At 35.2% G+C, this 18947-nt stretch carries 11 protein-coding genes and 1 pseudogene; 7 read left to right on the plus strand and 5 right to left on the minus strand.

Annotated features, from left to right (window positions below):
- Nucleotides 1–153 precede the first annotated feature (153 nt).
- From KCTC52924_RS05360 to KCTC52924_RS05370, 3 genes are all read right to left on the minus strand, one after another.
- Entirely contained in the window at nucleotides 154–1611 is a 1458-nt protein-coding gene (locus KCTC52924_RS05360; RefSeq protein WP_251806804.1) for a RagB/SusD family nutrient uptake outer membrane protein, read from the minus strand.
- Between the two features lie 16 nt (nucleotides 1612–1627).
- On the minus strand, nucleotides 1628–4993 hold the full coding sequence (locus KCTC52924_RS05365; RefSeq protein WP_251806803.1) for a TonB-dependent receptor: 3366 nt from the start codon (nucleotides 4991–4993) through the stop codon (nucleotides 1628–1630).
- A gap of 92 nt (nucleotides 4994–5085) precedes the next feature.
- A complete protein-coding gene (locus KCTC52924_RS05370; protein ID WP_251806802.1) occupies nucleotides 5086–6234 on the minus strand; it encodes a FecR family protein in 1149 nt (382 codons plus the stop codon).
- 73 nt (nucleotides 6235–6307) lie between these two features.
- Here KCTC52924_RS05370 and KCTC52924_RS05375 point away from each other — a divergent pair, with 73 nt between their 5' ends.
- From KCTC52924_RS05375 to KCTC52924_RS05395, 5 genes are all read left to right on the plus strand, one after another.
- On the plus strand, nucleotides 6308–6940 hold the full coding sequence (locus tag KCTC52924_RS05375; RefSeq protein WP_370671517.1) for an RNA polymerase sigma factor: 633 nt from the start codon (nucleotides 6308–6310) through the stop codon (nucleotides 6938–6940).
- 375 nt (nucleotides 6941–7315) lie between these two features.
- Nucleotides 7316–8536, plus strand: a complete 1221-nt coding sequence (locus KCTC52924_RS05380; RefSeq protein ID WP_251806800.1) for a site-specific integrase — start codon at nucleotides 7316–7318, stop codon at nucleotides 8534–8536.
- Between the two features lie 551 nt (nucleotides 8537–9087).
- Nucleotides 9088–10143, plus strand: a complete 1056-nt coding sequence (locus KCTC52924_RS05385; protein WP_251806799.1) for a nucleotidyltransferase domain-containing protein — start codon at nucleotides 9088–9090, stop codon at nucleotides 10141–10143.
- Nucleotides 10140–11069, plus strand: coding sequence for an STING domain-containing protein (locus tag KCTC52924_RS05390; protein WP_251806798.1), 930 nt, complete (start codon nucleotides 10140–10142; stop codon nucleotides 11067–11069). Before KCTC52924_RS05385 ends, KCTC52924_RS05390 begins: the two co-directional genes overlap by 4 nt.
- Nucleotides 11070–11213: 144 nt before the next feature.
- Nucleotides 11214–12545 carry a hypothetical protein gene (locus KCTC52924_RS05395; protein ID WP_251806797.1) on the plus strand — a complete coding sequence of 444 codons (1332 nt, stop codon included), beginning with the start codon at nucleotides 11214–11216 and terminating at the stop codon, nucleotides 12543–12545.
- A 291-nt stretch (nucleotides 12546–12836) separates the two neighbouring features.
- On the opposite strand, the pseudogene KCTC52924_RS05400 reads toward KCTC52924_RS05395, so the two are convergent.
- Together KCTC52924_RS05400 and KCTC52924_RS05405 are read right to left on the minus strand one after the other, a co-directional pair.
- A pseudogene (locus KCTC52924_RS05400) lies at nucleotides 12837–14058 on the minus strand (IS91 family transposase).
- Nucleotides 13967–14752, minus strand: coding sequence for a tyrosine-type recombinase/integrase (locus tag KCTC52924_RS05405; RefSeq protein WP_251807357.1), 786 nt, complete (start codon nucleotides 14750–14752; stop codon nucleotides 13967–13969). Before KCTC52924_RS05405 ends, KCTC52924_RS05400 begins: the two are co-directional and overlap by 92 nt.
- A gap of 392 nt (nucleotides 14753–15144) precedes the next feature.
- On the opposite strand from KCTC52924_RS05405, the gene KCTC52924_RS05410 reads away from it, so the two are divergent.
- Both KCTC52924_RS05410 and KCTC52924_RS05415 read left to right on the plus strand, forming a co-directional pair.
- Complete coding sequence (locus KCTC52924_RS05410; RefSeq protein WP_251807655.1) at nucleotides 15145–16620, plus strand: metallophosphoesterase; 1476 nt, start codon at nucleotides 15145–15147, stop codon at nucleotides 16618–16620.
- Nucleotides 16617–18941 carry an ATP-binding protein gene (locus tag KCTC52924_RS05415; RefSeq protein WP_251807654.1) on the plus strand — a complete coding sequence of 775 codons (2325 nt, stop codon included), beginning with the start codon at nucleotides 16617–16619 and terminating at the stop codon, nucleotides 18939–18941. Before KCTC52924_RS05410 ends, KCTC52924_RS05415 begins: the two co-directional genes overlap by 4 nt.
- Nucleotides 18942–18947: the final 6 nt, after the last annotated feature.

The raw sequence follows: 18947 nt of genomic DNA on the forward strand, positions 1-18947 counted from the left end.
AGTCAACACTCCACTTATTCAAAAATTTCTAATTGAGTTTGAATAAATTAATTGAATTTTTGGGTCTTTCGTGCCCGGATAATAATAACCGAGAAAAGACCCAAAATTCAAATTTATCACTAGGATGACTTTTTTAACAAGTGGCAACTATGATTACCATTCGTCATTTTGGATTAAATTACTATTCGCATCCAATTCTTCTTGTGGAATGGGAAAGTAGTTGAATTTTTCCATGTAATCTGGTCTTTCCAAGTTATTGCTGAAGACATCATTTCCAATTCCCCACCTTACAATATCGTACCATCTTTCTCCTTCCAAGTGAAATTCCAGAGCACGTTGGTGCCTGATTTCCTCTAAGATTTCATTTTGAGTCATACTCCCCTCCTGGATACTAGACAACTTCGCTCTATTCCTGATTTCATTTATTGCTTGTATAGATGGAGAAAGATTTCCGAGTTCAGCTTGTGCCTCGGCATACATCAATAAAACATGGCTGTACCTCATTATCCTTTCATTGATCTCCGACCTGTGAAGCGAAGCTTCGGCAATAGATTTATCCCAAAGTTGAAATTTCTTCCATGCTATATAATCTGGGTTATCCGAAAAGAATTCCGTAAAAGGTACTTGATAAATCTCGGCACCTGGATAGTTCCATATAAATGTGGCATACATTCTCGCATCGAAATCACCATCTACGGTTTTTTCCTTTTGAAATTCCTCGAAAATCCAGTCGCTAGGACTTAATACATAGTACCCTCCGATCGCTGCCGGTGCGAAATGAATTTCTCTCTGGTTAATTTGGTTACTTGCCGTGGAGAACATATATTGGATTTCAAATATAGATTCCTCGTTGTTTTCATTTTCAGAATTCCAATTATCGTAAACATCTGGCATTAAAGAAAATTGGCCACTATCAATAATTCCTTGGAGTTCATCTACAGCAAGCTGCCATTTCCCCCTATATAGGTAAGATTTGGCGAGAAAAGCCTTGGCCGCCCATTTTGTAGCATGCCCTGTCATATCACTAGAATAATTTTCGGGCAATTGCGAAACTTCCATAAAATCCTTTTCGATTTGAGTCCATAATTCCGCTTCAGATGCTTTTTCTGGGAATCTTGTTTCAGGATCGGACGAAAGGATCAGCGGAGCCTGTTGAAAATTTTGAGCCAAAACAAAATATGCAAGGCTTCTTAAAAATTTTGCTTCAAGGACAATTTCCTGTTTCCTTTGATCATTCATTTCGATGTTCTGCGAATTGTCTATCACCTGGTTTGCCCTAAAAATCAGGATATAGGCATTTTTCCACATATCCCTAGCGAAAGTATTAGAAGGGTCGTTTAAAAATAAATCTGGTTGATAAATATGGGGATTTTGGATCCGGGCCACAATATCATCACCACGGGAATTCATGTTCTTAAAACCTTGACTATTCCATAAATAGGTCTGCTTTAAGGCACTATAAGTTGCCGTCAATCCTTGTTCCAGTTCATCCGCATTTCCCCAAAAAGTGGCATTTGTAATCTGCGACGGATCTTGTTCATCCAAGAAATCGTCACAACTAAACAATCCGATCAATACAGAAAAAACACTAATTATTTTGAATATTCTCATTATCGTAAATTTTTATTTATAAAGAAATTTGTACACCTAACATAAAGGTTTTTGAATAAGGATAGATACCCGTATCTACCCCACGATTCAATAAGCCCGAGCTAGAATAAATATCAGGGTTGTACCCAGAGTAATTTGTTATTGTAAAGAGGTTTTGGGCAGAGACATAGATACGTAAGTGATCTATTCCTGTATTGGTATCATCATTTTTATTTGTGGAAACCGTATAACCAAGCTGCAATTCCTTTAACCTTAAATACGAACCATCTTCCAAAAATCGATCACTAGAACTTCTATTATTACCATTGGGATCTAATCTTGATACCCTTGGCACGTTAGATAAGTTATCTGGCGTCCAGGCGTCCAATAATTTAGTACCCATATTAGTGAAGTTTGGCAATCCTTCAATAGCATAGGCGGTACCGTTAAATATCTTATTGCCATGGGAACCATTAAAGAAACCGTATAAATCAAATTTTCGCCAATCTAATTGAAAATTAAAACCGTAGGTGAAATCTGGCATTGCAGAACCTGCATAGACACGATCACCCGACGTTATAGACCCATCATTATTAGCATCTTTAAAGCGAATATCTCCAGGCACAGCATTGGGTTGAATTAAAGAGGTTATACCACTTTCATCTATATGGGTATAGTTATTTATTTCTTCCTGACTCTGAAAAACACCATCCGTTTTAATAAGAAAAAATTCACCCACTTCTCCACCTTGTTTGGTCAACGTAGTATTTTCTGCAAGGTGATAAGGTGAACCAGCCATAATAATCTGGTCTCCAGTACCCAATTTAATCACTTTGTTATTTACAGTGGTTAAGTTGGTAGATAGGTTCATTCTTAAATCTCCAATTTCTTTGTTCCAATTTACTGCAAATTCAAAACCCCTATTTCTAATCTTACCAATATTTTGGTAAGGAAATTGAGCAGAACCATTTGACATAGGGATAGGTACTCTTAACAAAAGATCATTTGAATTACTCTCATAATAATCCGCTGTAACCGAAAGTGTATTCCTTAACATACTAATATCCAACCCTATATCCTTACTGATATTAGACTCCCACTTTAAATTAGGAGAAGCCAAATTTAACTGAGTAGCGCCAAAATCTAGGCTTTGGTCCATTCCAAAAGGATAGTGTTGGGAAGAATTAATTAGGGCAGAGTAGGCGTAATTCCCAATTTCCTGATTTCCCAATTCTCCATAACTAGCTCTTAATTTAAAATCGTTGATCACACTACTCTCTGAAAAGAACGACTCATTAGATATTCTCCACGCCATTGCCAGAGAAGGAAAAACGGCCCATTTGTTTTTCTCCGCGAAACGAGAAGAACCATCTCTCCTAACAGTAGCCGAAAGAAGATAACGCTCGTCATAGTTATAATGAATACGACCAAATTGGGAAGCCAAAGTATGGTTCCATTCAGTACCGGAAACCGACATATCCTGGGTACTAGCACCTAAAACAAATATTCCATCAGGCAATCCACTACCGGATCCAGAAGTATTTCGATACGATTCTTTTTGCGATGAAACCCCTAGAAGGAAATTGAAAGTCTGTTTTTCAATTTTCCACTCATAATCCGCCGTACCTTCAACTATCCAAGAAATATTCCGACTTCGATTTTCGCTTATACTGTTCAATGGACTCTTCAAAGTTCCTACATCATATCTTTGTGCATGATTAAAGTTATATCCATTGTTCAGGGTACCACCAGTGTTAAGTTTAATGTTCAGCTTTTCTATAGCCTCATAATTAACGGTGAAATTTGCCCTTATAAAATCGTTCTTTGTGTTATTCGTAAATAGATTTTGGGCAGCTATAGGGCTAAAAATATCAAACATATCCCCATAAGTCCCTCCATATCCGCCTAAATTATTTTCATTATAAACTGGAACTGTTGTAGGCATCTCCAATGTTCGTTTTACCGAACTTTGACTTTCGTTGTTGGTTTGACTTAAATAAGCACTTAAATTTTCGTTAAATGTGAATTTTCCTTTCGTAAATTCAGAATTTATTCGCGCTGATAACCTTTCGAATCCTGTATTTAGGGCAATTCCATCTTGATTAAAATAATCTATAGAAGAGTTAACCTTGGCGTTTTTAGAGCCACCAGAGTAATTAAGATTGAGGTTCGCCATCGGAGCAACAGAATAAAATTCCTCCGACCAATTCGTACCCACACCATAAGATTCTGGGGAGTTTTCGTAAAAGGGTTGAAGACCATCATTTATGTAGGCTTGATTCATGGTCCTAACATGTTGCTCAGCATTCATGACCGAGATGTTCTTCCCAATGGATCCCAAACCATAATAACCATTTACATCAAGTCTAAATTTGCCTTCCCTAGCACGCTTTGTAGTTATCAACACAACGCCATTAGCAGCCCTAGAACCGTATATCGCAGCAGAAGCACCATCTTTCAGAACCTCTATAGATTCCACGTCATTAGGAGAGATATTGTTGATATTACTCGGGATTCCATCAATTATGTACAGCGGATCATTACTCCCCAAGGAAGACGTTCCCCTAATTTTCACATCTACTCCTTCCCCTGGCTTACCAGAATTCGAAGTAACTTGCACTCCAGCCATTTGACCTTGGATGGCGCTGCCGACATTACCACTCGCAACCTTTTCAATTTTATCCTGCTTTATGGAAGAAACGGCTCCTGTAAGATCACTCCTCTTTACAGTACCATATCCTACTACCACAATCTCATCCAATGCCGAGGCACTTTCAGCTAAGGTAATAGTGATATTTATCTGCCCATTAACCGCTACTTCTTTGGTAGCAAAACCAATATAGGAAACCACCAATATGGCATTCTCATCGGCCACATCAATCACGAAGTTCCCATCAAAATCGACGGTTACCCCATTTGCAGTACCTTTTTCCACAATATTAGCACCAGGTAGCATTTCGCCATCCATATCCGTCACCTTTCCTGATACCTGAAATTGGAGTGCTTCAATGCTCTGCAAACTATTGGTTATCTGTTTTTCCATAACCACAATAGTACCCTTATCCGTAAACTCATAAGTAAAGTTTATGGGAGTAAGACATTTGTCGAGTAATTCATAGGCCTTAATTACTCCTTTTTCCAAATGGATGTCTGGAGCAGACTTAATTAGGTCATGGCGGTAAATAAACTTATAATCGGTTTGTTTATTGATCAGCTGAAAGACTTGCTTAATTGACAAAGTCTTGTTTGTATTGATGACAACATCTGCATTCTGAGCCACTCCTTTGCTTGTCCCCATCGCAAAAGCTACTGAACAACATAAAAAAATAAATACCCTCATAATCGTTGTAATAAGGATCCCTCTTTTACAAGAAAGGAATCCCTGCTTGAATTTAATTTTCATAAATTTGTTTTGGTTTAATTAAACATTGTTTTAATTGATCTACTTACTGGAAAAAGGCTATTGCTTTGGAACGTACTAGCCTTTTCCTTTTTTTATTTAATAATTATAGTATTATCCTTAACTTCAAATTTCACTTGGTCTGCACTGGTCCCTTCTATTAGATCTAGTATAGCGCCGATTGTTTGGTCCCTTTCAACGATACCAGTAAAAACAAAACTCCTTTGTGCCGAGGATTCAAAAACTACCTCTACATCATACCATCGGGACAGTTCTATCATGATGTCTTCCAATGATTCCTCATTAAAGGCAAACAATCCTTGAACCCATGATATTTCTTGAGAAACATCGATATCCTCAATATAGATTCCTTCCTCATCAGACCGGATTTTGGATTGTTGGTTTGGTTTTAAAATTTGGCTGATAACACCTTTTCGAATCTGCACCGTACCTTCGATCAAAGTGGTGGACACCTCATCAGTTTCTTTATAGGCCCTAACATTAAATTCAGTTCCTAGAACATTAACCTCCTGAAATTTTGTGCGCACAAGAAAGGTGGATCCGTTGTGATTTGTACTGGGCGACACCTTAAAATAGGCTTCTCCATAAACAAGTTCAACCTTCCTAGTTTTGTTGTTTTCAAATTTTACGGGATACTTTAATTTGGACTCTGAATTAAGCCAGACTTGTGTCCCGTCCGATAACAGAAGGGAAAATTGCCCGCCCCTTGGAATTGTAAGGAAATTGAATTTAGGTTCTTCAGTATCCTTTACCTTATCATCTACAATATACACAAGCTCTTCCCCATTACCCTTTGCCATTCCTGCTCGAAAATCCTTCCCTTTTTCCAGGGCCACCTCGTCACCGTTATCAAGAGTTAGTATAGCCTTTCCAAAACCTCCATTAACAGACACGGGGGTCTTATCCACTACCTCTATTGGTTGGTTCCTTTCGTACTGCGTAAATAAGGTAATACCAAAAACCAAAACAATACTAGCGGCAATAGCTATTCTTCTGTATTTGACAAACCTTTTTCTTCGCACCTCTTTTTTTAGCCTTAGACCTATGGCCTTTTTCGCCTTATCTACATCATATTCTAACATTCCAACAGTAATTAAAAAGTCGGTTTTAACAAAATGGTTGAAAACTGACCTGTTGTCCTTATTCGTCAACCACTCGTCCAATAAGTCCAATTCATGAATATTTGCCTCCTTATTTAGGAATTTAGCAATAATTCTATCCATCTTTGATTTGCACACTTTTTTTCAATTCTACCATAGTTACGTTCAAAAACAGAGACCCCCTCTATATTAATAAATGTTTATTTTTACATTTACTAAAATATTTGATTTGGACCAACAGTTTAAGGATGGCACACATCTGGCGCAACAATTGAAATTAGGAAACTCAAAGGCCTATGATTTTCTTATGGATTCCCTCTATCAGAAGTTATGCACCTACGCATACTCACTGACCAAAGACCATGGGAATGCGGAAGATATCGTACAGAATGTTTTTGTAGAAGTCTGGATCAACCGAATGAACATTAATCCAGACCATTCGATTTTCAATTATTTTTATCGATCAGTTTACAATTGCTTTATAGATCAATATAGAAAGAACAAACCGGTAATATATTTAGAAAAAAAATATTTGGAGGCCATTGACTTAGTTGTCCAAGACGAACACGAAAATCTGGATGAATTGATAAAATTGGTCCATTTAGAAATCGACAAGCTTCCTTCCAAATGCAAGGAAATATTTCTGTTGAACAAAAGAGACGGGCTTACACACACAGAAATATCTGAATACCTCAACATCTCCTCAAAAACCGTTGAGGGTCATATGACAAGAGCCTTCAAGAAATTAGGCGAGAAATTGGGGGATAAGGTCCAGCCCATATTTTTTATATTGTTCGACTTCAGAAATCAAGTAATTACAGGCATATAAAATCTAAACAGATTTACTTATTTGGGCTAACCATGGGCATTCTCGTCGAAGACACTGTAGAATCTGCCCTAAACAAAAAAAATCCAACCTATTTTCATAAGTTGGATTTCTATTTTTGCTCCCCCTCTTGGGCTCGAACCAAGGACCCTCTGATTAACAGCCTCAAAAGTGGTGGTTTCATGCAGCTTCATTTATCTTCTTATAGTCTGATTATCAATATTTTATGAAAAATTGTTTTGTATTTGGTTATATAATTTTTACATTTAATAGCCCATTTGTTTGACCTATGTTTGACCTAATTCCAAGAAATAAGTTTCAGGTATTAAGCATGTTATGGATCATTAGTACTAAAATGTTTGACCTAAAATACTAAACATGGCTAATTTAAAAATTGTTGTAAAGAAAAAAAAATCAGATGTGAATGGGCATCCTGTTTATTTACGTGTAACCAAAAATAGGCAATGTAAATATTATAAGACTCCTTATACGGCAACAGCGGACGAATGGGTAGCTGTTAGTGAAAAATTTAATAAACGTAATTCCAATTATGTACAAAATAATCGACTGCTCATAAAATTTAAAGAAAGAGCATACAAAATTGTTACCGAATTGGAAATTGAAAATCCTGACTATACATTACAAGATTTTGATAATCGATACAGAATTACCTTCAATCCTGTCAGTAACGATGTATTTGCCTTTTTTGATGAGATTATTCAAGAAATGACCTTTGCCGGCCGTATAGGAAACGCTAAATCCTATAAAGACACAAAAACTTCAATTCAAATATTTTATAAAATAAAGAAGCTCAAATTTAGGGATGTAAACCATACTTTTTTAAGTAAATATGATGCATTCCTTCGATCTAGAGGTGGCACGGATGGTGGTGTTGGTGTAAAAATGCGTGCCATAAGGGCATTGTTTAATAAAGCTATAGCACGTGGTGTAATCAAGGAAGGGCTATATCCATTTAAGACCTATAAGATATCCAGATTAAGAGGCAAAGGTTTTAAACGTGCATTGGATTTTGAAGAGATTATGCGTATCATCAAATTAGATTTGTCTGACAATCCCCATTTAATCAATACCAGAAATTACTTTGTTTTTAGCTTCTATACCAGAGGCATGAACTTTGCCGATATGATGTGCTTGGAATGGAGAGATGTTGAAGCTAGTGTCATCTATTACACTAGAGCGAAGACCAAAGGAAACTTCTCCATCGCCATTATGCCTCCAGTTCAAAAAATACTTGCCTATTACCGAGAACATGGTTATGGCAACAAATATGTATTTCCCTTGCTATTTCGTGAAGACTATACCCCCACCCAACTTGCCGATCGAAAACATAAAATGCTGGGCATATACAATATAGAGCTTAAGGAAGTGGCCAAACTATGCAATATCACCAAAAATGTAAGCAGTTATGTTGCTCGCCATAGTTTTGCCAATTGCCTCAAACAAAAAGGTGTGGCTACAGATGTGATCAGTGAATCCCTGGGCCACCAAAATCTGGGTGTTACCCAAGCATACTTGAAAGAATTAGATACGGAGATTGTGGATAAGGCGCTTGAAGTGCTATTACAACCACCAAGGTAAATAATCAGAATAAGTCTTCAGCAAATATTTTTTTCAGCTTATTTGATATAACATTAATTTGTTGTGCTACATTTCGTAGACCTTTTTCCCAAATTAAATCGTAAAGTATTTTTCTAGTAATTGCTTTTGTCTCCATATTCTATTCTTATTTTCAATTAATTAGATTTTTCATGTAACATGAAATTAGTTCAAAAATGAAAACGGGGTTAGTCAGGGAACAATGAGAGAGCAAATTTATTCTCGTAATTGTACAATGTGAATGCACAGTCTCAACTAACAAAAAAAATGCCATACAACGGTTATTTTCGATCTTTATCGATTAAGCACATACCAAATCTAATATTTGCTACCTTAGAAGGTTTATAACAAACTCTTGGTTGTAGTATTCCCCCCTCTATACATCCTCATAAATATTATTTAATTAATAAGATTTATAGTACACTAAAATGTATACAAGTAGGTCCAGGTAAAATGGAAATATATGTGCCGGTACATATATCCGTACGTTACCTGCAAGGCTGAATAAACATTCGAACTAAAAACAAAATTTAATGCAGAAAGATTACCAACAATTAATATCAAGTGTAAGAGGAAGAATTAACCCTGAAAATTTCGCATTAAAAAAAGCCTTTTCTGATGAATTATCAACGATTTCTTATAGCCAAGTTTTGATATATATTAGACTTGCAATGAAAGGTGTAGAACCAGAATATACTCAAAGAAGTAAAGATGCTGGAGAAAGAGTTAAAGAGCATTTAAGTAAAGAACTTGAGAACGTTACATTTAGATATCAAGGTTCTGTAATGACCAATACCCATATAAAGGGTTATAGTGATATTGACCTATTGACAATTTCAGACAAATTTTATTCATATGATGCGAGTAATATACAGCAACTTTTAGCAAGTTCTGAAAGGAGGTCTAAATATTACCAATCCTCAATTGAAAAGTTAGAAAAAGAGGTAAACGCATCATCTTATTTGGGTAACTCAATACAGGATTTAAAAGATTTAAGAATTAAAAGCGAAAATGTTTTAAATGGAGTTTATAGTGTTTGTGATACATCGAAGCCTAAAGCAATTAAAATAAAAAATTTAAGTCTTAACCGAGAAGTGGATACTGTAATAGCTAATTGGTATGATGATGTTTCCTCAATAATTAATAATAAAGGAGATTATAGAGGTATTCAAATATTTAACCAAGCAACAAATTCAAAAGAAAATCCAGATTATCCATTTTTAAGTATTAAAAGAATTAACGAAAGAAGTTCGGAAACGAATGGTAGGTTAAAAAAAATGATACGTTTTTTAAAAAATAGTAAGGCTAATTCAAATCAAGATATAGACTTAAATAGTTTCGAAATTAATGCCATATGTTACGACATCCATCCATCCAAATACGAGAACCTTTCTTTTTATGAATTAGTACCAGTAATTTATAATCAAATGAAAGAAATAGTAACAGATGACAACAAAGCAGATAGTCTTGTCTCTGTAGACGGAAGAGAATACATCTATAGATACAAGCAGTCTAGAAAGGATAATTTGAGAATATTACTTGCCGAAATAGAGGCGATTTTTGTTGATTTAAAAAAAACAATCGTATGATTAGACCTAAAATATTTATCGGCTCTTCAAAAGCAGGTTTAGAAGTAGCAGAAAAAGTTAAAACATATTTGTCTAGCATAGCAGACTGCTTTGTTTGGTCTGAACCAGATATTTGGGAACCTAACAAAAGTACTTTCGACAATCTAATTCGTATGGCGAATTACTTTGATTTTGGTGTCTTTGTTGCAACTGCTGATGATTTGACAGAAACCAATGACCGATTAGTAATTGAACCAAGAGATAACGTCATTCTTGAAATGGCCTTATTTTTAGGAGCGATGGGTCATCATAAATCCTTTTTGTTAGTAGAGAATGGCATAAAATTACCAACAGATTTCAATGGAATTTATATGCCAAGATTTGATACAAATGATGATGTTTCAATAAAAGATGCTTGTGATACGTATAAAGCAAAAATAGAAGAACATTATCAGTTAGGTCATTTAAGTTTATACCCAACAACAGCTTTAGCAATTGGCTATTATAAAAACTTTATATCCGATTTAGTTGAAAGTGTTCAAACCGCTAAAAAAATGACACTTGATGGAGTAGAATACACGGACTTTAAGCTTAAAGTTGTAATTCCATCTGACCTTAAAGGAATGATAAGGGAAAAGGCGCAGATATTTTATAAACGAAATGGATTTTCTGCTAATGCAATGGAAGCAAAATTTAGAAAACATCATTTATGGTTTCAATTAGACAAAAAAAAGGCCCCAACTGCAATTATGTACGATATGCCGAGTACTTTAACTGGAATTGACGATGCTATAGAATTAATACTTCAAAAAAGCTATAAGGGAAGAACTAAAATTCAAGAGTTAATCGAGCAAAAAGAGCTGAACAATTTCAGAAGAGTATTACAAATGCAAATAGATAGTAGTCCATTTGCACAAGAAACTGTCGAAATAATAGATGAATTTTAAATCCGCGAAAGCCCAGCAGGTAACAAAGATGAATATAAAAAATAGGCGAACAGTAATAAATTTAAGAGTTACGGGGCGTATCAAAGTTGGGGTTTAACCGAAAGTTTGGAGCTTCAAAATCGCCTACTTTTCATTTACTAACCGTTGGCAACAGTATTAAGAAAATTTATGACTTTACAAGAAAGATTCTTAGAGTTAGAAAATCTCAAAACAGAATCCGATTCAGCGGTTGCTAGGAAAAGAGGTTTAGATTTTGAAAAATTGGTAAGAGATCTGTTTTTTCACCACGGACTTCTTTCAATAATTAATAAAAATGGCTACCATACCTCAGACAATAAATCTGAGCAAATTGATGGAGTTGTAAATTTTGATGGAAAAATTTTCTTATTAGAAGCTAAATGGGCGAAAAAACTAGCGGCTTCATCATTATATGAGTTTATAGGAAAAATAGAGAATAAATTCCACGGTACTTTAGGAATATACATATCTTATAATAAGTTAAATGAAAACTTCCTCAACGCCCTTAGAAAAGGAAGAAAACAAAATGTCATAGTAATACACGGGGAAGATGTAAAACTACTTTTCAATGAAGCGGTTAATCTAAAAGAATTTCTAAAATATACTATCGAAAAACTTTCATTTGATAATATCCCTTACATATCAGTAAAAGAATTTCAAGATATATCAAAAATTCTTCAGGAAAAAGAAATAAATATTAATGATGATAAAATAAATGGCTTTCTTAAAAAGTGCATAGTCACCAAGGAAACGGTAGAACCTTCAGATATTCAAATTGAACTTGAAAAACTAAACAAGGCTGAACAAGCCAAAGTGTTCAAAACACTTTTTAAAGTTGCACCAAAACTTTTAAAGTTGGCTTGGCCAGTCCCTAAATCGTATTTCAATACTGCTAGATATTTTAGAACATACGAACCAGACTTCTCAATTTCAATATTAAAAGATTTACCAGATAAATATTTTTCACAATATATATTTCTAAATCCAAAGATTTACCTTCTTAAATTTTTAGAAATTTTCATTAATAGATTTGACAAAATTGACCAAAGTGCTAGAGAAATTTTCTTTAATAAAATAGTTGATCTCTATAAAGTTGTTGATTTCGAAGGAGAAAATAATCTAACTGAAATATTTGAGCAATTTGAGGAATTATATCCAAACGAAATAAAAAATGAGCTTCATAAATACTATATAGACTTTTATTACTCTTCAAATAGAGATGTTAGATTTCCCCAAAAGAATTTTGCAAAGGAATTATTCGCTAGAAAAAAAATAGAAAGAAAAATTATAATTGAGTGGATAACAAAGAAAATTGAAAGTGATTTAATCTTATATGAATCCAAGAAAGATTTTAATATAGATTATTTTGCCAATACATATAGAGATTTGGGAAAAATTTTAAATTTAGATTTAAGTGAATGGACCCAATTATTAGAAGAAATTCTCAAAGAAATTTAGACAAAACACCTATTGCCAATAACTAAGTATTCGGCCCGCCGATAGGCCAGGGCTGAATATCTTGTTGACGGATCCGGTCTCCCTCTATGGGGAAAGCCTTCTTTTTAGCGTTTTTTATGGAGTCGTATTTCGGCAGACTTGCCGTGCTTTTGTATTGACAATTGAACTTCGGCATTTTTCTAGTGACCTAAATCCAACTTTTGCGCCAGTTTGGCGAACCGTCCTGTTTCTTTTTGGTTTAACATTTACCTTAAGGCATAGCGCTTCTGCCTCGCGGTTTGCAAGTAGTTCCTATGGTTGATTCGTAAACGTCAGCAATTCCTTCCAGCATTGGGGAGGTCCACGCCCGTCGAAGGTCATAACGGTGACCAATTTTCCCTTTTTGCAGATAGGACACTTCCCTTTGAGCAATGGTGGCTTTTCCACTTTGAGTTTTAGCGGCTCTGTGGCCAGCATATCTTGAAGGGCGGGTAGCTTTTCTTTTTTCCAGCTACTGCTCAAGATACCGTAATGCCGTATCCGTGTAAAACCCTTGGGCAGAACATGCAGTGCAAATCGGCGTACAAATTCGTATGTGGAGAGTTTGAGCAGTTCCTTTTGGCCTCCTTTTTTGTAGTTCTTCATCTGGAAAGTTACCGTTCTGTTCGCCTTGTCCAATTGTTTGATCCGATAATTACTAATGGCTATCTTATGCGTATACCTGCCTAGGTATTCCACTACATATTTTGGTGTATGGAACTGCTGTTTCGCATACACTACCCAATTTTTATCAAAGAGTTTATTGTAAGTTTCTTTTGGAACGGGCAGTTTTTTCTTACGTAGCAATGCGACATATTTTGCACGGAACACGACGCTCATCGATTTCACATTGAATAGGTACTTCCCCTTGTTTTTAGCTGGTTTCCATTTGCCGGATCTGTTCACTCCGCCACCGGGGACAATACAGTGCAAGTGGGGGTGCAGGCTCAGGTTTTGGCCCCATGTATGAAGGATGGCGATCATACCCATCTGTGCGCCAAGGTATTTTGGGTTCGCACCGAATTGTACAAGGGTTGCCCAAGCCGCTTTGAACAGGCTCCCATAGATTATTTTCGGATGGGATAGGGCATAAATATTCAGCTCTGCGGGCAGGGTAAACACCACATGGAAATAAGGCACACTCAGAAGTTCGCTTTCCCGCGCCCGTATCCACCCCTCCCTTTTATGTCCCTGACAGGTAGGACAATGACGATTCCTGCAACTGTTGTAACTGATGTGGAGTTTATGGCAGCAATCGCACTTATCTATATGTCCTCCCATAGCAGGTGTCCGGCATCTACGAATAGCATGTAGGGTACGCCTATGCCAGCCTGTACATACGTGCGACGAAATCTGGTCCTGCTCCATCTCCAGCACATCGGCTACCTTGAAGTGGCTGCGCATTATTCAAATAGCGTATCGAGCGGGCTGAACTTGTGCGAACTCCCAGTGTTTGCAACGTGTAGGTATACCAATGTTGTCTCGATAAAAGCATGTCCCAAAAGCTCTTTCAGGCTTATAATATTGAGACCTGCTTCCAGCAAATGCGTAGCGTAGGTGTGACGCAGGCAATGGGCGGTAATGGTCTTGTGGGTGTTTACCTTACTCCTGTTTTCTTTGATCACCCATTGTATCCCAGTGGTGGTAATGGGCCGTGGTGCCCCATTGTCGGTTACCTGACTGTTGAAAAGGAAGGTTTTGGGAGATTCTGTTTCAATATATTTTTTTAGCCCTCGTGCCAAGTGTTTGCTAAGGGGCAGGTACCGATCTACTTTGCCCTTTTGCTTTTTCACAAAAACGGTCTGTCGGTCAAAATCGACATCGCAAAGGCGCAGTGCGCAGAGTTCGTAGCTCCTTAGACCACAACCGTAGAGCATCCCGAGTATCAAACGGTGTTTTAGGTATTTTGGCGTTTTTAGTAGGATCCGTACTTCGGCCTTGCTTAGCACTACGGGCAATTTATTCTGGCGCTTTATTTGCGGAAGCTTGACATGCCTTTCTTTTATTCCCAAGACCTTATAAATGGCACGAAGACCGAAAACGGTATGCTTAAAAAAGCTCTCAGACGGAGTCTTGTGCAAGTTCTTGCAATGAAAAAGATAATCATCGATCAACTCGGTAGAAAGCGCCTCCGGGCTTTGCTTGTAATGGAGGGCCAAATGTGCCAGGCACCGCGTGTAGTTGTTCAAGGTACTCTCGGCCTTGCCATTGATTGTGAAACTCTTTTGTAATTCCCTGCAAAGGTTTTCAAAGCCAGGAACTACATCGATAGCGGTCTCTACTATCGTTTTACTTTTTTTTATACATAACAGTAAATTTTAAGTGTACTATAAATATAAGAAATGTTGTATTTTGCTCTGGAAAGGCTTCCGACCGGTAGGGAGGATTCGTTCAACAACGTATAACGCAAATGACAGGTTTAATAGAAAAGAACAAAATTACATCCATAATATACAAAATCGTTTAGCCGACAAATCCGCTTCCATAACTCCGCGGCACTTGTCCTTATAAGAGACCGTTAGCTGCAAGTCAAATAAAACCTTTAACAGTACATTGAAAAATGATGAATACACATTAAAAAATGGAAAAAAAAATATCAATACTTCATATATCCGATTTACATAGAAGTAAGGGCTGTGAAGTTTCAAATATCGCTTTGCTAGCGTCATTGATAAAAGATAGGGACAAATATACAGTTTCGGAAGATCCAAAAATTCAATCTCCAGACATAATAATTGTTAGTGGGGATATCATTAGGGGCTCAATCAAAGCTGATGGCTCAGAGGTTGAAGTTCAAAATCAATATGATGAAGCTATATCCTTTCTTACGGATTTAACTAAACATTTCCTTGGAGGTAATAAAAATCGAATAGTACTTATTCCAGGGAATCATGATGTTGATTGGAAATTTTCAAAAGCCAGTATGGAATTGATTGATAATTCTAAAGTTTTTGATGACAAAAGTAATTTCAAATGGGAGTATTTAAATGAATCTTTGAAGCAAAACTCTAATATTAGATGGTCATGGAAAAACCTTTCATTCTATAAAATATCTGATGAAAATATATACAACAAGAGACTAGAGGCATTTTCGGATTTTTATACTTCTTTCTATGAAGGCAAAAGAAACTATAGTATTGAGCCAAAAGAACAATATGATATTTTTGATTTTCCTGAATTCAACCTTACTGTTACTGCTTTTAATAGTTGTTATGAAAATGACCATTTAAGGTTTTCAGGAGATATACACCCAGAGTGTATAGCCAATGTGAATTTAAAACTGCGTCAACTTAAAAAAAAAGGAAGATTAGTTTTATCGACTTGGCATCATAATACTAAAGGTTCTCCATACGAATCAAACTATATGGCCAATAGTAATCTTAAAAATTTCATCGAATCAGGTATCTCTATTGGGTTTCATGGTCATCAACATAAAACGGAACTTATCCATGAATATAATGATGTAATCGAACAAAAAAAAATAATTGTATTTAGTGCTGGAACACTATGTGGAGGCCCAAATGAATTACCAGTAGGTAATAATCGTCAGTATAACTTAATTGAAATTGAAAACATTGATGACAACCCCAAAATATATGTGACTTTACACGTGAGAGAGAAAACAGATTCTTCTCATTTTAATAATCCAATATGGACAGAGGGTAGAATTGATTCAAAAAATATCAGCCACTACTCCTTTGAAATTGAAAAACCAGAAGCGCCAGACATTAGTGGAACCTTAATCGAAATTGAGAGACTAATGAATGATAAAAATTATTCAGACGCTAAATTGGCTCTTTTAAATCTTGACTTGAAAGATATTTTCGTTAGGAAATTTTTAATTGAGTGCATTTTGCAAACAGAAGATTTCGAATTAGCTATTCAAGTCTTTACCGACCCACAAACAGCAGAAGAAGCAATTACAGTATTGAATGCTTCAATTCAATTAGGTAATAAAATGCAAATGAAAGAAGTGTCAAATAAAATAAAAAATCATGCATTTACCGACAAAGGAATAATGGAATTAAATAAAAAAATTGATGCAATTACAGGATGAGCAATACTAACAAATTATCGTTTCAAATCGAAGTTAAAAGAGTTTTAGAAATTCTTTCTAATGACATTTATGACTCACCATATGCACTGCTCCGTGAGAATATTCAAAATGGTTATGATGCGATATTGATGAGGATGCAATTAGATGGTAAAGAATCATTTTTACCAAAAATAATTGTAACCATAGACTCCAAATATATTACAATTGAAGACAACGGAATTGGAATGAATAAGGATGTCGTTAGCAACAATTTTTGGAAAGCAGGATCTAGTGGAAAAAATAATGAAATAGCACAAAAAGCTGGGGTTGTTGGAACTTTTGGAATTGGTGCAATGGCAAATTTTGGTGTTTGTAAATCAATAAAAGTAATTACTCATTATGCCCAAGGCAATGAAACAATAGAAACCTTTGCCAATAGAGAATCGCTTTCAATAACTGAAGAATGTATAGAAATAAAAACATATGAAGAAAAAAGAGAAGCAGGAACTAAAGTAATTGCTGAACTTGATGATAATCTTAACTTAACTGTACAAGGAGCAATAAATTATCTTAATCCTTATATAAAACATTTAAATATTGCTGTAATTATTAATGGTTCAATTGTTAGTCAAATTAAATACATTAATATCTTTGAAGTAAAACCAGAAAATCTTTACAAAACAGAAACTTACAATGTTACAACTCCAAACAATTCAAGTTTCACACTTCAATTAAATTATACAAATCAAAACTTAATAAAAATTTATTGCACTAACATCGTTAGGAATTCTCAAAAAATTAATGGAAATATAGTGCTTTCTCAAGGTGGTGGTGGGATTTACGGATTAAGAAATTATTTTGGATTAGCACCAATTCCTGTTTCAGGTTTTTTTAATTTAGGTGGAGTTGTAAACCTATCAATACTTCACCCTACTGCCGGAAGAGAAGCATTGAGTCGGGAAAGTATTGAATTAGTTTCTCAAATCATCAACACAATTGAAACGAAAATTGCTGAATCCATTTCTAATTTAGAAATTGCAGACTTGAATTCAGGTTTTTTGAATTATGTATCATCTAACAGGAGATTTGAACTCGCTAAAAATTTAAAAATAGTAGTTCAACCAAATGATGAAAGATGGAGTTTGAGTGAAATTCAACCAATTATTGATGGGAAAAAAGTTAATTACTATTCAGGTAGGGACCAAAAGACAATTCAACAGTTTGGAAATGAGAACACTCATTTACTTACTTTAAGTCAAGACAATCCAAGGAGAAGAATTCAATTAGAATATATCAAAAGAAAAGGCATATCAGAAATTCCCGATAAAGCTACCATACTAAAAGAATTTAGTGTCAAAGAGCTTTCTTTCTCTGAAGTTAGTTTACTAATTAGAATAACAAATATTTTAAATGAAGATTATTTAATTTCAGATTCCAAAATTATAATTGGGGAAATCAGTCATCAAGTTCCGAGTTTAGTTGAATATAAAAATAATCAAGTATTTGTCTACATATCAAGAGAATCAAGTGCAGTTCAACAAGTACTACAAATTTATTCAACTGATTGGCCATTATTCACAAGTTTTGTTAAAGATTTTGTAAGAAACCATTTGTATCAAAAGTTTGCTGCATATGTACCTTCCTCTACTAGACAAGGAGCAGATGCATTACATAAAATTCTTATGAGAAATAGAGAATTATATAAATACGAATATTCGGATTTGGGTGCATTGGAATCCCTTATGTCAGAATATGTTTCAGGTGATATTGATTTCCCAGAGGTTTTGAAGAAATCAACAACAATAATTAGGACGCATTCTCAATTTGTAAGACAAAATCAGGTCGGAACTGTCGAGCAGGAAATACCCAGTATTATTGAAAACAACGCAGCAGACAAAATTGCTTTTGATGAATATAGTGCAGTTCCATCAATAATTAGAAGAGAAACAAAAACAGATAAGAAGATTTTAAAAACAGACAAACAATATCCTCATTTGAATAATTTCTCATTGTTTCTTAGCCTTTCCGATAAGATTTTTAAAAGTCAATTAGAGTTCTTCTTAGAACCACATACAACTAAAGTAATTTGGAGTATGCACAAAGTCGTTTATATATTCACTCATGCTTCCAATAATCTTTCTCTTTATTATGATATTGAACTAAAAGAAAAGCTTTCTGACGAATCAACAGGAGGAAAAGCTATTCCAACTACGACTATTATAACTGAAAACAGAATATTCGTTCCTATAATAACAGACCTTACTAATTATTTTGATATTCATGAAGGCAGAAAGGAGTTTTATGTTAGGTATGATATTATTACGGATTTCAATAAATCATAGAACTGA

It is taken from the genome of Arenibacter antarcticus (genome assembly GCF_041320605.1).
Taxonomy (GTDB): domain Bacteria; phylum Bacteroidota; class Bacteroidia; order Flavobacteriales; family Flavobacteriaceae; genus Arenibacter; species Arenibacter antarcticus.